Genomic DNA, 18272 nt, shown 5'->3' with positions numbered 1-18272 from the left:
TACAAGAGATTTGGGCATTTGGCTTAATTTAAAAATGGTTTTGTACTTGGAAAATTTTTACATAATGGAAAAAACTCGCATCTTTAATCCCAAACCTATTGTAGCGCCAGGACGTTACCTGCTATTTTAAAAAAACGCGTTTAAATGAAATTTAACAACCAAAAATATTTCAATCAAAAAACGGAAAGATTAACTTTCAGAAAATTATCAATCAATGACATCGAAAGTTGGAAAGAATTTTTTGAAGAAAATAACAGTCTTTCATTTTTAGGAATTGATGTAACAAAAACTGCTTCTGAACTTTCCGAAGGTTGGATAAATAAGCAATTAGAAAGATATGAGAATGAAGGTTTAGGACATTTAGCAGTTATTGAAAATGTGAGTGGAAAATTTATTGGAATGGGCGGAATTTTAGTAAGAAATATTGAAAATAACCAAGAATACGAGATTGCTTATTCACTTAAACCTAAATATTGGAAAAAAGGATTTGGAACTGAAATAGCAAACCAAATGCGATTATTTGGACTTGAAAATAGTATTTCAAAAAAGTTTATTTCAATTATAGACAAAAGAAATCTTGACTCAATAAACGTAGCGAAGAAAAACCATATGACAATTCTTTCTGAAACGGAATATTTAGGAATGAATGTATATATTTATGGAATACAAATACAATAAAAAAAAACAGCAGGTAACACACGTTTTGCGCTATTGCGAATTTTGTGCAAGCCAGACGTTTTTCTTTCGCAAGAAATATTATCTTAGCTGAAAACAAACAGTTCCGAACTTCGCAACAGCGCAAAGCGCGGGAACGTTAGCGGATATATTTGAGAACCGAAAAGCAAAACAATAATAAACAAAATGAATTTATGTTTAAGTCTTTATTTAAAAAAGAAACTAAAGCCGAACGAAATTTACAATTGGAATTCGATGAAATATTGAAAAATCTTGTTTTTCCATTTTTTAAAGAATTAGGATTTAAAAAAAATGGAAACGGATTTAATAAAAAGACAAGTGAATTAACTCAAGTTGTAAATATTCAAAAAAGTAGATGGAATCATCAAGATAATGTTTCATTTACTTTCAACATTGGTTTTTTTGTTGCTGAATTATATGCAGAGAATTGGAATAAAGAAATACCCAAATTTATTCGCGAATATGATTGTCAAATATGCTTTAGACTTGGACAAGTAGTAAAAGGAAATGATTATTGGTATGAATTAAACAATACTAAAGAAAAAGTAAATTTAGAAATAGAGATTTATAAACATTTAGAGAATTATTTAAAACCAATTATTGAAAAAAATATTGATTTAAATTCGCTAAAAGAATTAATTTTAAATGACGAAAAAGTTGGATTAACAACTGCTGAAATTTATAAAATTAAAATATTTCTGAAAGTTGGTGAAATTGAAAAAGCAAAAGAATTGCTAAATAAAGCATATTTGAGTGCTTTGAATCCTGAAGATTATGTTTCAAAAACAGTTTATCCTGATGGAACAGAAGAAATAAAAACATCTAAATCAAAAATTAATATTGAGTATGTTGAAAGATTAAAAAAAATTGGAGAAGAAAACAACATCACTCTGAATTAATACATCCGCTAACAGCCGTTTGGCGAGGTTGGGGTCTTAGGCTGAATTTAAAGATCCTTTTGTACTTGGATAAATTAGTGTTTAGTGGAAAAATAACGCATCTTTAATCCCCAATCTCGTCAAGCGCCGAAACGTTAGCCGCAAGGTTAAAAAAAATCGGAGAATCGAATAAAATATGGAAAAAGATTATTTCCTTTTAGAGGACAAAATAAAGGAAATTGAATCCAAATTTTCAATCAAAAATGGATGGTTAAAAATATACGAAGATGACTCAAAAGATTTTGACGACTCTGCGGCGATATATTGTTGTCTAATTTCAAATAACAAGGTTAAAAAATATAGTAAAAACTACAGTTGGCCACTGACTATGGGCTATGAGGGAAAGCCATCTCTTTATGGCGATAATACATACAAAACTAATGACGAGAGAGGATTAGAACCTTTTTTATTTTACAAAACATTTTCATTACCTGAAACATCAATAAAATATATAGATGTAGCAGAAGAATTTATTCTTTATTTCAGACTTTATGAAAAAGGGAATGATAAACAAAATCGCACATTCTATTATGTTAGCGATTATGGAGAATTAGAAGAAGTTCTAACAATCGAACCAAAATTAATTAAGGTAAAAATCAAATACTTAAAAGAATATATCACAGTTAGAGATATGAATTTTGTAGTTTGCTATGATTTTATGAGACTTCTCAAAAAAATACCTTCAGAATGGGATATTAAACACAAGGATGAGCTGATAAAGAAAAATGATTCTATTTATAGCCATTTAATAAGATTTGTATCCGACAAAACCCAAAGTTGGATTATGGGAAAAGTCTTTATTAAACCCAACGAAATTAAGCAATCACATTTTGATTTAGGAAAATCTAAAAATGAAAGTTTTATTGTAGGAGTTGATGATGAAGGCGAATTAATTTATGAAAATTGTGAAGAAACTGACGGAAACCATTTCAAAGTTACATATTTCAAAAAAGAAGTATTAAGCAAATATTATAACGAACCTAATAAATATGAAGTTGATGGATTTAGTGTAAGTTCAAAATTTTTTAGATTAAAGATAGATAATAATGTAGATGAATACATTCCTGTCTTTCTTACCAATTTAAGGATTCTTTCTGAAACTGAACAGCTTCATTGGAAACAGTATAATATTCCCCCTAAAGAAGGAATGAATATTAGCCGAACGTATTATAGAACAATGATAGAAGGACAATGGGCAGAACAACCTGAAACTCTTGACTTATTTTTCAAATCAAAATATGAAAGCTTTAATAAAAAATGGGAAACCAAATTTGGTTGGAAATTATATAAACCATTGTCTTCAAAAGATGAATATTTATTAACCGCATTGCATAAAATCACATCTAATAATGTGAAAGCTTTTTGTGAACAAACCTTAACTATAGTAAAACTTACTGTTGATAGGTTAAACGAAAAAGAACTTGCAAAAGGACTAGAATTAGATTTAAGAGACAGAGGTATTGCTAAATTTGAAAAGTTTTTAAAATCAAAAGGAATGGAAATTCCTGATATGTTCGAATTTTTAAGAAACCTGCAAAATTTGCGGTCAGGTCTAATTGCTCATACATTCAGTGAATCGAATAAAGATTGCGAAAAAGCTCTTAAATATTTTAATATTGAAAGTGATAATTACATTAAAGTTTTAGAAGATATATTTGTGAAATCTGTTTTTACATTTAATACCTTAGAAAAGTACTTTGAACTGAATGAATAAAAACCCAGCGGCTAACAGCCGTTACAAGAGATTTGGGCATTTGGCTCAATTTAAAGATGGTTTTGTACTTGGAAAATTGTGCATAATGGAAAAAACTCGCATCTTTAATCCCAAACCTCTTGTAGCGCCAGGACGTTGGCAGACAGTTTAGAAAAACAGAACGAAAAACAAAAAATGAATGAAAAATTATCTATATATTTTAATACTAACTTCTATAATTTCTTGTAAAGAAAATGTTGTAAATGATCAAGAAAGAAAAACTGAGAATTTAGAAACCATCGAAAAAATGGATGATGAAATTCGGGAAATTGGTAATTTATATAAACCTGAAAAATTTGTTGCTAAACAAGGAAAAATCAGAACTGACAATAAAAAAGAAAATTATCAGATTACATTAACTAACAGTGACTTGTTGGACAGCGATAAAGAAAATGCAAAAGGTCACGCTGAAAAAATAGTTAATCTGTATTATAAAAATTTAGTACGAAATATTGTTCCATTAAATTATAATAAAATCATTGTCGAAATAGAACACAGAAACGGAAAAAAACAGAGTTTTAAATATTCTGAAAAGGAAATAAAAGAAATTATAAAATAAAAAACCGATCTGCCAACAGCCGTTACAAGAGATTTGGGCATTTAGCTTAATTTAAAAATGGTTTTGTACTTGGAAAATTTGTGCATAATGGAAAAAATTAGCATCTTTAATCCCAAACCTCTTGTAGCGCCAAGACGTTGTGCGTCAGTTTGGCGGAACGAACATAAAAACGAAAACATAAATCGAAAAATATGCAGATTAAAACATTTTGGACAATTCTAATCAAAATTATTGGTTTGTGGATATTTTTAAGTTCTACTTCAATACTTCCTCAATTTTTTACAACTTTATCATATACAAATGGAAGTTTAGATACTGAAAGTTTACTATTGCTTTGGTTAATACTTTTGGGTACAATTTTTATTTACATTTTAATCATTCGAGTTTTTCTTTTCAAAACAAATTGGATTATTGAAAAACTGAAACTTGAAAATAATTTTGCAGAAGAAAGAATAGATTTAAATATAAAAAACTCAACAGTTTTGACAATTGCAATAATTTTTATTGGTGGAATAATTTTAGTTGAAAGTTTGCCAAGTTTTTTCGGAAGACTATTTGACTTTTTCCGACAAAAAAGCTTATTAAAAGATTATAGCGATACAAGTTGGCTAATCTATTATTTTATCAAAATTATTATTGGTTATTTGCTTCTTACAAATGGAAAAAATATAGCAAAATATATTGAAAAGGAAAATATTGATAAATAAAAAACCGAACGCACAACAGCCGTTTGGCGAGGTTGGGGTCTTAGGCTGAATTTAAAAATCCTTTTGTACTTGGATAAATTAGTGTTTAGTGGAAAAATAACGCATCTTTAATCCCCTATCTCGCCAAGCGCCGAAACGTTAGTGGCAAGTATGGTGAACAAACACAGAATTAAGATAATATGAGAACTTTTAGTGAATTTGAAAAAAAGATAATCACAGAAATTGTGAAAATCGACCCAAAGAATGCCAATGTTTTGACATTTATCACCAACAGCATTTTACAAGATAGAGGTATAAAAATTGACGAAGCTAATAAATCAATATCTCTCTGGCATTTAAATACTGATAAGGATGCTGTTAGTGAATTCTTTGAAACAGTTGCTTTAATAAACTATCTTGAGAAATCAGATTTAATATTTTTACACTCAAATTCTGAACAGACAGTTGGAACCAAAAATTTTGCTTCAAAAAATATAGACCAAAATTATCTCGACACTAAAAAAGTTAATCTTGTAGACCAACCTATACCGACAAACATCTATGAACATGTTAAACGATATACAGGAAGCTATATTTTTGTTGGCACTGAATTAAATATTTTAGTTAAAAACAATTTTGTTACGCTTGACGAAAAAAGACATGTTAGAGAAATTAAAATAGCAAGGTGGTCTTTAATAATTGCTTTCATTGCATTATTATTTTCATTTTTATCACCTTTTCTTTTTGACACAAAAATTGAACAAAAACAAATAGACAGCATACGGACTGACCTGCTTAGAATAAATTCTTCTGTTGACTCATTAAGCGTTCAAGTAGAAATGAAACTTCATAACGAATCTACTCAAAAGCAAAAGATTAATATAGACGAAAAAACAATAAATACCAGCCACTAACAGCGGTTTCACAAGATTGGGGTTTTAGTGGAATTATCGTTTTATTTCATATCTTCGTTTTGGCAGAAAAAACTCTATTCCAAAGTCCCCAACCTCGTGAAGCCGCGGGACGTTATGCCCAATTATAAAACGACAGAATGCTAATTGAAAATAAGGGAATAAAGACAGACACTTTTTACATACCACCGTTCGACTTGAACGTGGGAGAAATTGTTGTTTTGTATTTATTCAACGGGCAGCATTTCTTCGAGACAGAAGTGTTCCTCAAAGACATTTTTTGTGGCAAGACGAAAGACGAAAATGTTATTGTGCATAAAAACTTGACATTTGTTGAGCATTTTATTGAACCCAAACTAAGACGGCTTTTTTATCCAGTGACAGTTGGAGAATACTTAAAAAAAAATGCAAATTTAGACAGTCCATATGCGAAAAAAATTTATGAAATTGAATGGATAAACGAAAAGACAAAAGTCAATACACTAGCTGGAAAACCAAGGCGACTGCTATGTTTATACGCCACACTTTCAAAGACTGACAATATAATTTTTGACTTAGCTGGACAAGACCCAAAAGGAGCTGAAGAAACGTATGAAACAGTTAAAGACATAGTGAAAAAAGGTGGTTCAGCAATTTTACTCGACTGTTTTGAAGATATGAAAAACGACTGTACAAAATATATCGAACTACAATGGACGAAAGGATAACTGGGCATAACAGGCGTTTGGCAAAAAAGCGGTTTCAGTGCTTAAATGAAGATTCGTGCTTCGTATCAAGTTCAGTGCTGGCAGACAGTTTAGTGCTTCGAAATCCGCTTCTTCGCCAAGCGCCAAACCGTTATGCGTAACCATAAAACGACAGACAATAATGTTCGGACTATTTAAAAAGACAAGTTGGAAAATTGACGGAAAGGCACTGGACTTTTTCCGACAAGTCTTTTCGCAATTGCCTGCCGAGTTCAAGTTTTTAGTGGATGGACTTGACAAAGGTCTTTATAGAAGATTTTCTGTAAACCATGCAATGAAAGGTAATTTCTATTCTATCGGCTTTGCACCTTCTCAATCCGACAAGTCAATGACCAAAGGCAAGCATTTTGAATTAGAGAATATAGTTATTAAGCAAGGCGGACAAGCATATCCATTAAACATCACAATTCACGAAGGACTTTGGATAGGTTTTGAATTTGAAAAAAACATTATGGACTTCGATAACTTTCAAGTTGACATGTCCTCATTTAAGAAAAGTAAAAGCAAGTTTTCCGCAGACACACAAATTGAAAAACTTGTTAGCGGACTTACTTGTGACCAGCTTGACCTAACCAATCTTGGAGAATTTGATTTTGACGGCAAGACTTTCTACCAAATAAAAGACCTTGAAGATGGAAACTACATAGCAATTAATAACAAAGGACAAGTATTCGGACTAATTCACGACCCATATAAAATTGAACCCATAAATAAATCAGTAAGACAATTTGTTGACGATGTTAATGGCGGGCTGTTTGACTTTAACAAATATATAAATGGAGAAAATGGCAACGCATAACACGGGTTTTGCGTCAGGCGGGCTGACGTACAAACTTGTAGCTTTGAGCTGTTAATAAACTTTAGTAATAAATTGAAGCTTTGTGCTCCGAAACCCGCCCGAACGCAAAGCCCGAGAACGTTAGCGGTTAGACTAAAAAAAATGACGAAATAAAAAATCGATTTAACATATAAAAAAATAAATGGGGCAGGCAAAAAAAAGACTGATGGAATATGAAGACAATATTTCTATAATCGAAAATCTTATTTCATTACTTTCAAATAAAATTTTTGGGAATTTAATTGAAAAAAAATTAATAATGGAATTAATAAATTTACGTGATGAAATTAATACCATAAGCAATAAAAATATAAATAATATTCTAATTATTTCTGATTTAATTACAGAAGAATTGCACTATATATATTCAAAACTTTCCGCAATATATGATAGCTTACGTATAGGAAATAATTTAGAATTCGATAATGTAAATGAATTAAAACAATTAACAAGAATACTTCAATCTGAAATAAGAAATATAAAAAATAAGATTAATATTTATGTTGCGAATTCAGGGCATATTTATAATTCTGAAAAGTTCTATGATGAGCAAATCAAAGAGTTAGAAAAACAGAAAGCTGACTTACAAAATTATCTTGCTCATCAAAAAAATATTGAAGGAAAGTCACAAGATGAAATTGCACAACACAAAAAAATAATTAAAGAAAAGGAAATAGCAATTTTAAATGCTAATGAACAGATAAAAAACTATCAAACCGAATTAGAAGAAAAAAAGAAAAAAGAAAATGTTATTGTTGAATGGAACAATAAAATAAAATCAACATTTGAAGAACTTACGGAATGCTTATCCCCAATTAAGGATGAACACAAAAGATTAAATTTAATGTTTTGGATATATTCAATTCTAATAACACTAATAATTTCAACAATAATTCTATTAGAAATTTATATTTTTTATAAACTGAATGAAAATAAAGAATTCCCAGAATGGAAAAATTATTTAGCATCAATTATTCCAATACCTGTATTTGGAGGATTATTGTGGGGATTTATAACTCAATTAAATAGAACGCAAAGACAATTATTAGTTATCGCTAAACATATACATGAGATTAGATATATTGAAGGACTTTTACTTTCAATTAATTCATTATCATTAGACATAAATGATTCAACAAAAAGAGTAAATATGGCAATCGATAGACTTCTAGAAAATCATTTAAATTCTAATTCAAATGGTAATTCGATAAGTGAAGAAAGTATTCTCAATGAAGAAAAAAAAGATAGTTTGCCAATTGATGCAGTTATTAAACTTCTTAAGGAAACAAAAAATATAATAGCGAAATAAGTCCAACCGCTAACAGCCGTTTGGCGAGATTGGGGTTTTAGGCTTAATTTAAAGATGGTTTTGTACTTGGAAGACTAGTGTTTAATGGAAAAATATCGCTTTTTTAATCCCCAACCTCGCCAAGCGCCAGAACGTTACCTGATATGCTCCAAAAAACGAGAATAAATAGAAATCAAAATTAAATATGGATAATAGAATACCTAAAGTAATTAAAGATTTTGTAAACCCTAAAAAAGTTGAAGAAGATGAAATAGATGGATATTCATATTTATCTTTTGGAGATTGGATTGATGAAAAAGATTATTTAAAAAGTGATTGGATATTAATAGCAAAAATTGACGATTCTAGAAAAAATGAAGATTTAACTACTATTAGTTGTTTTGTTTCTCCACCAGATGAAAAATCAAAAGAAATTTTATTTAAAAGAAATGATTGGGAAATAAATAGTGAATTTGGTATTCCATATATAGATGGAAACTTAAATAATGAATGGGATTTTGAGAAAAGTTTAAAATATAAAATAAAAGGTCTTACTTTAAAGCCATTTGTTATACGAAGAGATTTCCATTCATATATTCCAAGTAGATTTGAATTAATTCAACATTTTTTACTTTACTATAAAGCATTTTGGGTAGAAGAAAAACAAGAATTTCAAGTTATTGAAACAAACGGAGACGTTAACGCAATAGTCAAACATAATACTAAAAGTGAAGATTTTGAAGAGATTTATATTAACACAATATATTTAAGAAACTATTTGGCACTTACTAAATCTTATTTAATAAGATTTCACGACCATAGAAGGAAATTTGAAAAAAAAATGCCATTTGAAAGTAAAGATGCATCTTTCAAAAACGATGACTGTTCATATAATATTGAAGTTTATAATGAAAGTTTTATAAAGGGCTTTCAAAGTTATTCAAGACTTTTAGGCAAAGACATTATTAAGCCATTTGAAAAGCCAACTCTCAACTTTAGTTTTGAAAAACTTGAAACGGATTATGAGAATTTCATATATGACATAAGTGAAAATGGAAAAAACATTGAATTTTCCTGTAATAAAAAACTCTTAAGTAGTTATTTTAAAGATACAGGTGCTCCAAATTTTTTAACTCCAATTTATTTCAATAAATCAGTATTATTGAAATATTATTCTGAACCAAAAAAATACACAGTTTCATCACATCGTTTTACTTGTCTCAATCTTTGGGGAATCGATTTAGACATAACAGCGGAAAATTTAGTGCAAGTTTGGCTAGGAGATTTATCCAGTTTACCAAAAAACGAACAATTACATTGGAAACAATACAACGTTCCTCCTAGAGGAAAAATATCACATCATAGGTTTGAAAGGGATTTTGAAGCAAAGTTTTCCTCTCCAACTGTCGAACAATCTCCAATTTCTTACCTAATGATGGCTTATGATGAATTAAACTCTTCGATTAATGCAGAATTTTCAGAAAATTTATTTTTAGAACTCACAAAAAATGATTTACATTATTTAAAAATATTGAGAATTCCATTAACAGAAGAATGGAAAGAATTTGATGAGCAAATTCAAGTTCTTGCAAAAATATTTTGTGACTCAATAAACGTAAAATTATTAGAAAGAATATCAGGTAAAAAAATTGACAATAAAGAAATTAAAGGTTCTATTTCATTATTTTATGTAACTCTCGAAAAAATTGGAATTGAAAAAGAAGATATCAATTTGACAATTGAATCATTACAAGCAATTCAATCTATACGTTCAACAGGCTCCGCTCATAGAAAAGGAGAAAAGTTTGAACAGAGTTTAGAAAAATACAAACTCAATAATTTAAGTAACGAGAATAAAATAAAAGAACTTACTATAAAATTGTATTATGGATTAAATACAATTAATAAAAAACTTATAGTAAACAATGTAAATTAATAAAGAAAACGCATAAAAGCACATCAGGTAACAGCCGTTACAAGAGATTTGGGCATTTGGCTGAATTTAAAAATGCTTTTGTACTTGGAAAATTTGTGCATAATGGAAAAAGCTCGCATCTTTAATCCCAAACCTCTTGTAGCGCCAGGACGTTGTGCGACATTATACCTAAAACACTGATTAAATGAACAATACAAGTACAGAAGTTAAAAAACTTACTCCAAAAGAAAGGTATGAATTCTTAATAAATGCGAGAAATTTTCATTACGACAATTTCAATAAATGGATGACGTATTTCTATGTAGCTATTGGAGCTTTATTTGTGGGATATTATACTATTGCCTCGTCAGAAAATATGAATACTGAAAAAATAATATTAATAACTCTCGGCTATATAAGTTCACTTTTTTGGTATTGGTCGAGTAAAGGTTATTATTTCTGGAACATAAATTTCATAACTTTGGTTAACGACTGTGAAAAGAACACATTAAAACTAAAAAAAAAGAAACGTGTCTATTTTGTTTTTGCTAATAAAAAGACACAAAATAATTATTTAAACCCAATTAGTGGAGCTAATATTTCAACTTCAAAAATTGCAATATTATTTTCATTTGTTATTTCAATTGTTTGGAGTATTTTATTATTGGAAAAGTTAAAAGAAATGGAATTAATAAAGACTCACTTTATTTTTGAATTCATAATCTCAATATTTATAACATTAGGTTTAAGTTATGTAGTTCCAAAATATTTTTTAAAGAGTAAAATTGACCATTTTCCTGATTTAGAAATTAATCAAACTTAATATGTAACATTCTTAAAAAAACATAAAATGGATTTAAAAAAAATTGCTCAAAATCTTGAAAGAGAAAAATGTTCAAAACATAATGAAAAACCAAAAGCAACACCAAAAAAAGATTCAATAGATATTTCTTGTTGTTGTCAGGAATTCAGAACTAAACTAACTAATAAAATGACATCTGAAATAAAGAAAGAAGTTGAAAATGATTTGAAAAAATTATTTAAAGGTTTTCGATAAATAACGTCGCACAACAGCGGTTACAAGAAATGGCGAGAAATGTGCTAAATTCACGTTTATTTTCCGCAAGAAATTTTATCTTAACAGAAAATACGCAGTTCCGAAGTTCGCCACTTCTTGTAGCCACGAGACGTTAGTGGCAATTTTAAGAACCAGTAAACATAAAAAATGATTAGTTACGACCATTCTGAAGAAGAATTTTTTGATTACTTCAATAGATACTGTGTAGGCTTCATTTTATTAGCTAATAAAATGAAAAGTATTAAGCTAGAATATCAGCTAGCGAACGCATTTTCAAACTTGAGTTGCAGACTCAAGTTTGAAATTTCAATTGCTAACTTGGAAAATCTAACAACCGACGAAAAAGTATTAGTCAATAAATATTTTTATAATTCACAAAATTCTACAGGAAGCGGATTTGTATCGTTTATTTATAATTCACAAAGAAGTGATGGAACTGATTTTAGAAAAATTCATTCATTCATTCAACATTATGAATTTGCCAAACGAACTTTAAACGGAATGATTAAAAAACTACTACCAGATGACTGCATCATAGAAATTGAGGATTTATCTGGTGAGCCATTATTTATCTATGCAGATAGATTTTTGTTCGACACAGAACAAAAACACTACGATCGTGCGCTTGACAAAAGATATGAAGAACAATATAAAACTAGTTTTGAGTTCGATATTTATACCCATTCAAAGTTATTAACCAGTGCCTTGAATTATTCTACTCATGAATTCAGTCATACAATATCTGATAAGATGTTACAACAAACTGGCTATCGAAGCACCGAAGAAATCCGTAGGTATGTATTGGAAAACAACATCCCTTTTGAAGTACCAAAATACTCGACCACAATAAATGCAATTAATATAGATGAAGAGAGTTTACTAGGTAGTTTACAAAGAAATGAATTGCCACGATATAGCGAATTGCAAAAAAAAATAATCATAAAAACAATCGAGGAAAGGCAAAATGAACGGAAAGCTAAAAACAAATTTCTGAACAATCTAATTACGAAATCAGGTTATAAAATCGGTGATGTTATCTTAATATTAGAAGATAATTGGAAGAAAAAGATTTATGAAATCGGAATTATAAAGGATTTCGACATCAATTACGATAATCGGTTGAAAATTCATTATACTCAACTTAAAGTTAATCTCGAAGAAACAAAAAATTCAAGCAAATCTGTTACCCAAAAAGAGGTGACAGGAATATTGAAATCTTCAAAATTCGAAGAGTTAAAACTTCAAAGGGTTCCTAAAGATAAAACAGAATTGTTTTTCTTTCTAAAGAAAAATATTTGAAAAAAACTGCCACTAACAGCCGTTACAAGAGATTTGGGCATTAGGCTAAATTTAAAAATGGTTTTGTACTTGGAAAATTTGTGCATAATGGAAAAAACTCGCATCTTTAATCCCAAACCTCTTGTAGCGCCAGGACGTTAGCAGACATTAACAAAAAAAATCGTGAATAAAAGAAAAGAATATTATTATTTACCAAAAGAATATTGGAAAAAGCACGATTATTGTGAGTTTTTAATAACTCAAATTGAAGATTTAATACTAAATAAAGTATTTAAAGATTTACATACACAAACTATAAAATTCCCTGATGAATATAGTGAATTAATAAAAACTATTGATGAAGAAAGTAATCCATTATTTGATTTTCTTGAAGAACATAAATTCACAGATGAACTAAATCATATTGTTAGAAATCAATTATTACAAGGCTTAATTAGAGAAACTTGTTACTCAATTCAGGAAAGTTTATTATGTTCATTAAAAATGAGAATGACTGTTAGTTTTACACTACTACGAAAACCTTTTCTTGAAATACTTATTGTTTTAATGAGAATGTTAAATGAGACCGATTTTATTGAAAAATTCAATAATACTGTAAATTTTGACCCCATAAAATCGACTCCAGAACAGAAAAAAATATTAATTGAAAAGACAAACATATTTTTCTATGACAAATATGATTGTGATGATGTATTTGAATTCATATTTGATAAAAACCAAAGTGATAGCATATTTAACATCACAAATAACGCTATACACCTATTTACTGACAGAAATCCAAATAACAAAACAGAAAAGCAAAATCTTAATTTTATATTTAGTACTTATGAAAATACAGAATCTCAATGGGAATATATTTATGAAACTGTTCCTATGATTTTAAATTTTCTAACAGACTTAATTGATTTACTTGTATTGAAATGTACATCTATTGAACAAAAAGTCTTTACTGACAGAATAAATAAAAGAGAAAGATTGAGAAAATTAAATAACGTCTGCTAACAGCCGTTTGGCGAGATTGGGGTTTTAGGCTGAATTTAAAGATGGTTTTGTACTTGGATAAATTAGTGTTTAGTGGAAAAATAACGCATCTTTAATCCCCAAGTTCGCCAAGCGCCGAAACGTTACCAGCAAGCTTAAAAAATACTAAGATGAAAGAACTTTCTACGGAAAACTTAAACTTATTACCTGATGCCAGTAAATTAAAAAATATTTGCAAATCGATTTCTGCTTTAGAAGCAATCATTTGTCCTGAATGGGAATATAGATATTATTCATACCAAAAAGATTGGAGCGAAACTGAAGAGTTTTGCGAAATGCGAAACGGACAAGGCGACCAAATGTTGATAGTTTTTAGTGAAAATGGAACTTGTATAAATGGTTTTGCACACGAAAGCGAAATGAATGGATGGAAAAATGTAGCAATAGAAGAGAAAAAATCTTTTTTTGAAAAAATCCTTGGCTCAAATAAAGAAAACAAAATGGAATTAACTCAAGTTATACGAACTGGAGTTGTTGATGAATTACCAGAAGTGTTTAATGAATTCATATTTGGAGAACCTGTAAAAAGTATTGGAACAACCTTTTGTATTTGGCAGAACAAAACAGATATGGATTGGAAAACTGGGAAAATCAATTTACCTAAAGATGAATACAAAGATGGTTCCAGTCATTTACTTAACTTACTAGATGGAAAACCATTGACTTACAAAAATTGGGCAGAAGAATATTATGAAGAAGAATTCGAAGATCGTGAATTAAAGTTGGAACTTGTAGAGAAAATATTTAATGGAATAGAAATTACAAAAGACTTGGTTAAAGAAATAAATCCCGAGTTAACAAATTTTGATAAATTAAAATCTGATTTGGATGAAATCGGGTATGAAAATCAACTGTAGAAAAGCCAGCTGGTAACAGCCGCTACAAGAGATTTGGGCATTAGGCTGAATTTGAAGATGGTTTTGTACTTGGAAAATTTGTGCATAATGGAAAAATCTCGCATCTTTAATCCCAAACCTCTTGTAGCGCCAGAACGTTATGTGTAATGTTAAATCAAACTTTCTAATAAATTTCAATGAAATCTAAAGAAAAACTGAAAAAAGAAATTGAAAACTCGATCAATGAGTGCGCTAAAATCATACTATTTTTACAAGGAAAGTTGAAGAAAGAGTTAGAAAGTAAATTTTCATTTCAACATGAATATCAAATTTGGTATTCGAAAGCTCTAAAAATAGTTGAATTTTTAGGAAAGGACAGATTTCCAGAATTCAAAGCTTATTACGAAATTGATACTAAGAGAAAGTCTTTAGGATATGGAAGATACTATATTCAAGATTACATTAAAGGTGTTGCACCAAGTAGCTATCAATATCCTGATTTCGATACCAAAGATGAAACATTGAAAAACGTTTACAATCAATACACTATTTTAGTATCTATAAAAGAAAGAATCGACTCAATTCTATCGGATATACATTCTAACTTACTTATTGAACTACAGGACACAGAACTTGAAACCGCAAAAGTGTTAGTTAAAGTAAATTTAAGAGCTAGTGGAGTGGTTGCAGGAGTTGTACTTGAAAGTTATTTAGGAAGTGTAGTTAAAAACCATGCTCTATCAATTTCTAAACGAAATCCTACTTTATCTGACTTCAACGAAATTTTAAAGAATAACGATATTTATGACACAACCATTTGGCGAAAAATATCATATTTAGCTGATATTAGAAATATTTGTGCTCATAAGAAAGACGTTGAACCAACGAAAGAACAAATTGAAGAATTAATTACTGGAGTTAACTGGGTCATGAAAAATATATTCTAAAAACACTACACATAACAAGGGTTTGGCGCAATGGCGGGTTAAGTGATAAATTGAAAGTTTCGGTTTTCAATGTCGCAAAAAGCCAATTACATTGACTTTTTTTCTTAAATTTATTCAATGAATTGGCTTTTGCTTACTGTGTCGCTAAATTGAAACTTTTCGCTTCAATTTCCGCCACTGACGCCAAGCCCCGAAACGTTAGTGGCAAGGCTACGAGCCGACCTCACCAGTACCAAAATTCACAATCATTCCCCAGTGACCACCTCCCCAAGAAATATTATTAGGGTATTCACATTCTTCTTCATTTTCTTGACAACTTTCGCATTCATCAACACCTTCGCAACTTCCGCATTCTTCTTCTATCGGTTGTAAAATGTCTTCAAAATTAAATTCATCATCACTTACATTTGTTTTGCTATCTATTCTAATTAACCAATGATAAGGTCGATTATTAATAGTTCCTAAATAAACTAATTGTAAACCATCACCCAAAATTGTTTCGCATAAATAAGGCGAATATTCAGGATATTTTTGTGCCCATAAACTTGGTGTTCTTGGCGCAGTTTCTTTCGAAATCCATTCTACGAAAGAAAGCCCAGCCACTAACACTCGTTTGGCAAGATTTGGGGATTTAGTGGAATTATCGTTTTTCATAATATTTAGTTTTAAGTTGAAAATTTAAGGGATTCAAGCCCCAAACCTCGCCAAGCGAGAGAACGTTATGTGACATTTTACCTCAAAAACGGAAGAAAATCTAAAAATATATGATAAAATCAATAAAAATTGATTCTTGGAGACAATATGAAAATATAAACATCGATTTTCATAAACAATTAACTATACTAACTGGAGCGAATGGAGCTGGAAAATCAACTATTTTAAATATTATAAATCAACATTTTGGTTGGCAAAGTCAACTTGTTGGAACAGCCGAAAGAGATAAAAAAACTGGTGGCTTAAAATATTTAAGTGGAATTTGGTCTAAATTATTCGAAACTAAAAATGTGAATCCACATTTAGACAATATTGGAAATATTATATATTTCAACGGTGAAAATTCAAATTTATCTATACCTAAATCTATTGGAACTATTTATAATGTACATATAGAAAGACAACAACCACTTCACGGTTTTAATATTCCATCTCATAGACCAATCTATAAATATCAAGCTGTTCCAAATATTTCAACAGAAGTCATTACTAAAAGAAGAGCATTTGATAATTACAGAAATTCTCAAATACAGCGATATTTTAGCTATGGTGGAGATAAAAGTGAAACCTATTTTATAAAAGAAGCATTAATTTCTCTTGCCGCTTTAGGTTATGGAAATCAAATCGTAAACTCAAATGAAGGTGCAATAAAAATTTATGAAGGCTTCATAAAAATATTAAAATTAGTTCTTCCTCCTAAATTAGGATTTCAATCATTATCAATTAGAATCCCAGAAGTAATTTTAGAAACAGATTCGGGTGAATTCAGTATTGATGCTGTATCTGGAGGAATCGCATCAATTATTGATTTAGCTTGGCAGATTTATATGTTTGATGAAGATGAAAAACCTTTTATAGTTTCCTTTGATGAACCTGAAAATCATTTACATCCTGAAATGCAAAAAACATTACTTCCAAATTTCATAAAAGCATTTCCAAATGTCCAATTTATAGTTGCTTCACACAATCCATTTATAATTTCTTCAGTAAATGATTCAAATGTTTATGCTTTAATTTATAATGATAACAATAAAGTAAGCTCTCAACTTTTAGAAAATTTTGAAAAAACTGGAACAGCAAATGAAATTTTAAGACAAGTTTTAGGTATTGAGTCAACAACACCAGATTGGGTTGATGATAAAATAGATAATATTTTAGATAAATATGCACAATCTGGAATAACTGCCGAAAATATTAAAGAATTCAAAAACGAACTTAAATCAGTAGGTTTTGAAAAATATATTAATGAAGCTGTTGTTGAACTTATTTCAAGAAAAAATGATTGAGCTAAAAAAACTCCCTAAACCTCAATTATTAATTGATAATGGTGATAATTGGACATCTGAATTAATGGTCGATTACCGTAAAACCAATATTATTGATAAGACAAAACAAAATAGATATAGTAATACACTAATTAAGGATGTTTTAAAAAATGAAACAAAAGAAAAATGTGCGTATTGTGAAAGTAGAGTTACACATATTTATCCTGGAGATATTGAACATATAATTCCAAAATCTATTTATCCTCGATTAACATTTACGTGGTCTAATTTAACTTTTGGTTGTTATTGGTGTAACAATAAAAAAAGAAATTTTTTAGATAAAAACTGTATGTTATTAAATCCATACAAGGATAATACAAAATCTCATTTAAGAGCATTTGGTCCACTTATTTTCCACGTTAATTCAAGTAAAAGAGGTGAATTAACGTGGAGGAAATTTGAACTTAACAGAACTGAATTAAGAGAAAAAAGACAAGAAAAAATTGAAGATTTACAAAGATTTATTGATAAATATAATTCTCAAACAAATCAATCATTAAAAGATTTAATTGGAAATGAAATAGACGAATTTATCGCTGAAAGTGAATTTTCATTTACACTACAACAATTTTACGAAGACCAAAAAAACGTCACATAACAGCCGTTACAAGAGATTTGGGTATTTGGCTGAATTTAAAAATGGTTTTGTACTTGGAAAATTTGTGCATAATGGAAAAAACTCGCATCTTTAATCCCAAACCT

Annotated in this window: 19 protein-coding genes; 18 read left to right on the top strand and 1 reads right to left on the bottom strand. The window is 29.2% G+C overall.

The genetic code is table 11. The features are described from left to right. Positions 1–144: 144 nt before the first annotated feature. The 16 genes from ACMDB5_RS10445 to ACMDB5_RS10370 all read left to right on the top strand — a co-directional run bounded on the left by ACMDB5_RS10445 (position 145) and on the right by ACMDB5_RS10370 (position 15531). On the top strand, positions 145–678 hold the full coding sequence (locus tag ACMDB5_RS10445) for a GNAT family N-acetyltransferase (protein ID WP_413998200.1): 534 nt from the start codon (positions 145–147) through the stop codon (positions 676–678). 191 nt (positions 679–869) lie between these two features. Beyond that, entirely contained in the window at positions 870–1595 is a 726-nt protein-coding gene (locus ACMDB5_RS10440; RefSeq protein WP_413998199.1) for a DUF4304 domain-containing protein, read from the top strand. Between the two features lie 175 nt (positions 1596–1770). Continuing rightward, positions 1771–3348 (top strand): hypothetical protein, encoded by a 1578-nt coding sequence (locus ACMDB5_RS10435; protein WP_413998198.1) that lies wholly within the window; start codon positions 1771–1773, stop codon positions 3346–3348. A gap of 178 nt (positions 3349–3526) precedes the next feature. Next, complete coding sequence (locus tag ACMDB5_RS10430) at positions 3527–3946, top strand: hypothetical protein (RefSeq protein ID WP_413998197.1); 420 nt, start codon at positions 3527–3529, stop codon at positions 3944–3946. 191 nt (positions 3947–4137) lie between these two features. Beyond that, the gene (locus ACMDB5_RS10425) at positions 4138–4653 is read left to right on the top strand and encodes a hypothetical protein (protein ID WP_413998196.1); all 516 of its coding nucleotides are present in this window, start codon (positions 4138–4140) and stop codon (positions 4651–4653) included. 179 nt (positions 4654–4832) lie between these two features. Continuing rightward, a complete protein-coding gene (locus ACMDB5_RS10420; protein WP_413998195.1) occupies positions 4833–5546 on the top strand; it encodes a hypothetical protein in 714 nt (237 codons plus the stop codon). Positions 5547–5683: 137 nt separating this feature from the next. Beyond that, positions 5684–6250: a hypothetical protein gene (locus ACMDB5_RS10415; protein WP_413998194.1), complete on the top strand. Its 567-nt coding sequence runs from the start codon at positions 5684–5686 to the stop codon at positions 6248–6250. Positions 6251–6410: 160 nt separating this feature from the next. Beyond that, the gene (locus ACMDB5_RS10410) at positions 6411–7088 is read left to right on the top strand and encodes a hypothetical protein (protein WP_413998193.1); all 678 of its coding nucleotides are present in this window, start codon (positions 6411–6413) and stop codon (positions 7086–7088) included. 205 nt (positions 7089–7293) lie between these two features. After that, positions 7294–8436 carry a hypothetical protein gene (locus tag ACMDB5_RS10405; protein WP_413998192.1) on the top strand — a complete coding sequence of 381 codons (1143 nt, stop codon included), beginning with the start codon at positions 7294–7296 and terminating at the stop codon, positions 8434–8436. A gap of 184 nt (positions 8437–8620) precedes the next feature. After that, positions 8621–10351 carry a hypothetical protein gene (locus tag ACMDB5_RS10400; RefSeq protein WP_413998191.1) on the top strand — a complete coding sequence of 577 codons (1731 nt, stop codon included), beginning with the start codon at positions 8621–8623 and terminating at the stop codon, positions 10349–10351. A gap of 184 nt (positions 10352–10535) precedes the next feature. Then, on the top strand, positions 10536–11153 hold the full coding sequence (locus ACMDB5_RS10395) for a hypothetical protein (RefSeq protein WP_413998190.1): 618 nt from the start codon (positions 10536–10538) through the stop codon (positions 11151–11153). Positions 11154–11180: 27 nt separating this feature from the next. Next, positions 11181–11387: a hypothetical protein gene (locus tag ACMDB5_RS10390; protein WP_413998189.1), complete on the top strand. Its 207-nt coding sequence runs from the start codon at positions 11181–11183 to the stop codon at positions 11385–11387. A gap of 168 nt (positions 11388–11555) precedes the next feature. Continuing rightward, positions 11556–12707 carry a hypothetical protein gene (locus tag ACMDB5_RS10385; RefSeq protein WP_413998188.1) on the top strand — a complete coding sequence of 384 codons (1152 nt, stop codon included), beginning with the start codon at positions 11556–11558 and terminating at the stop codon, positions 12705–12707. 162 nt (positions 12708–12869) lie between these two features. Continuing rightward, entirely contained in the window at positions 12870–13709 is an 840-nt protein-coding gene (locus tag ACMDB5_RS10380; RefSeq protein ID WP_413998187.1) for a hypothetical protein, read from the top strand. 149 nt (positions 13710–13858) lie between these two features. Continuing rightward, positions 13859–14605: a hypothetical protein gene (locus tag ACMDB5_RS10375; RefSeq protein WP_413998186.1), complete on the top strand. Its 747-nt coding sequence runs from the start codon at positions 13859–13861 to the stop codon at positions 14603–14605. A 176-nt stretch (positions 14606–14781) separates the two neighbouring features. Further along, a complete protein-coding gene (locus tag ACMDB5_RS10370) occupies positions 14782–15531 on the top strand; it encodes a hypothetical protein (RefSeq protein WP_413998185.1) in 750 nt (249 codons plus the stop codon). Positions 15532–15741: 210 nt separating this feature from the next. Here ACMDB5_RS10370 and ACMDB5_RS10365 read toward each other — a convergent pair whose 3' ends face one another. After that, positions 15742–16185, bottom strand: a complete 444-nt coding sequence (locus tag ACMDB5_RS10365; RefSeq protein WP_413998184.1) for a hypothetical protein — start codon at positions 16183–16185, stop codon at positions 15742–15744. Positions 16186–16295: 110 nt separating this feature from the next. On the opposite strand from ACMDB5_RS10365, the gene ACMDB5_RS10360 reads away from it, so the two are divergent. Next, on the top strand, positions 16296–17531 hold the full coding sequence (locus ACMDB5_RS10360; protein ID WP_413998183.1) for an AAA family ATPase: 1236 nt from the start codon (positions 16296–16298) through the stop codon (positions 17529–17531). Further along, on the top strand, positions 17476–18168 hold the full coding sequence (locus ACMDB5_RS10355; protein WP_413998182.1) for an HNH endonuclease: 693 nt from the start codon (positions 17476–17478) through the stop codon (positions 18166–18168). The genes ACMDB5_RS10360 and ACMDB5_RS10355 overlap by 56 nt, the downstream gene beginning before the upstream one ends. Positions 18169–18272 lie beyond the last annotated feature (104 nt).

The sequence above is a fragment of the Flavobacterium sp. W1B genome, assembly GCF_047344965.1.
Lineage (GTDB): Bacteria > Bacteroidota > Bacteroidia > Flavobacteriales > Flavobacteriaceae > Flavobacterium.
Note: the sequence above shows the minus strand (reverse complement) of the source record. Positions and strands in the feature narration are given on the sequence as shown.

Coding starts and splice junctions, on each gene's coding strand:
- ACMDB5_RS10370 (WP_413998185.1), top strand. CDS start 14,782: ATGAAATCTAAAGAAAAACTGAAAAAAGAAATTGAAAACTCGATCAAT.
- ACMDB5_RS10395 (WP_413998190.1), top strand. CDS start 10,536: ATGAACAATACAAGTACAGAAGTTAAAAAACTTACTCCAAAAGAAAGG.
- ACMDB5_RS10440 (WP_413998199.1), top strand. CDS start 870: ATGTTTAAGTCTTTATTTAAAAAAGAAACTAAAGCCGAACGAAATTTA.
- ACMDB5_RS10400 (WP_413998191.1), top strand. CDS start 8,621: ATGGATAATAGAATACCTAAAGTAATTAAAGATTTTGTAAACCCTAAA.
- ACMDB5_RS10390 (WP_413998189.1), top strand. CDS start 11,181: ATGGATTTAAAAAAAATTGCTCAAAATCTTGAAAGAGAAAAATGTTCA.
- ACMDB5_RS10430 (WP_413998197.1), top strand. CDS start 3,527: ATGAAAAATTATCTATATATTTTAATACTAACTTCTATAATTTCTTGT.
- ACMDB5_RS10375 (WP_413998186.1), top strand. CDS start 13,859: ATGAAAGAACTTTCTACGGAAAACTTAAACTTATTACCTGATGCCAGT.
- ACMDB5_RS10420 (WP_413998195.1), top strand. CDS start 4,833: ATGAGAACTTTTAGTGAATTTGAAAAAAAGATAATCACAGAAATTGTG.
- ACMDB5_RS10360 (WP_413998183.1), top strand. CDS start 16,296: ATGATAAAATCAATAAAAATTGATTCTTGGAGACAATATGAAAATATA.
- ACMDB5_RS10365 (WP_413998184.1), bottom strand. CDS start 16,185: ATGAAAAACGATAATTCCACTAAATCCCCAAATCTTGCCAAACGAGTG.
- ACMDB5_RS10415 (WP_413998194.1), top strand. CDS start 5,684: ATGCTAATTGAAAATAAGGGAATAAAGACAGACACTTTTTACATACCA.
- ACMDB5_RS10435 (WP_413998198.1), top strand. CDS start 1,771: ATGGAAAAAGATTATTTCCTTTTAGAGGACAAAATAAAGGAAATTGAA.
- ACMDB5_RS10385 (WP_413998188.1), top strand. CDS start 11,556: ATGATTAGTTACGACCATTCTGAAGAAGAATTTTTTGATTACTTCAAT.
- ACMDB5_RS10405 (WP_413998192.1), top strand. CDS start 7,294: ATGGAATATGAAGACAATATTTCTATAATCGAAAATCTTATTTCATTA.
- ACMDB5_RS10410 (WP_413998193.1), top strand. CDS start 6,411: ATGTTCGGACTATTTAAAAAGACAAGTTGGAAAATTGACGGAAAGGCA.
- ACMDB5_RS10445 (WP_413998200.1), top strand. CDS start 145: ATGAAATTTAACAACCAAAAATATTTCAATCAAAAAACGGAAAGATTA.
- ACMDB5_RS10425 (WP_413998196.1), top strand. CDS start 4,138: ATGCAGATTAAAACATTTTGGACAATTCTAATCAAAATTATTGGTTTG.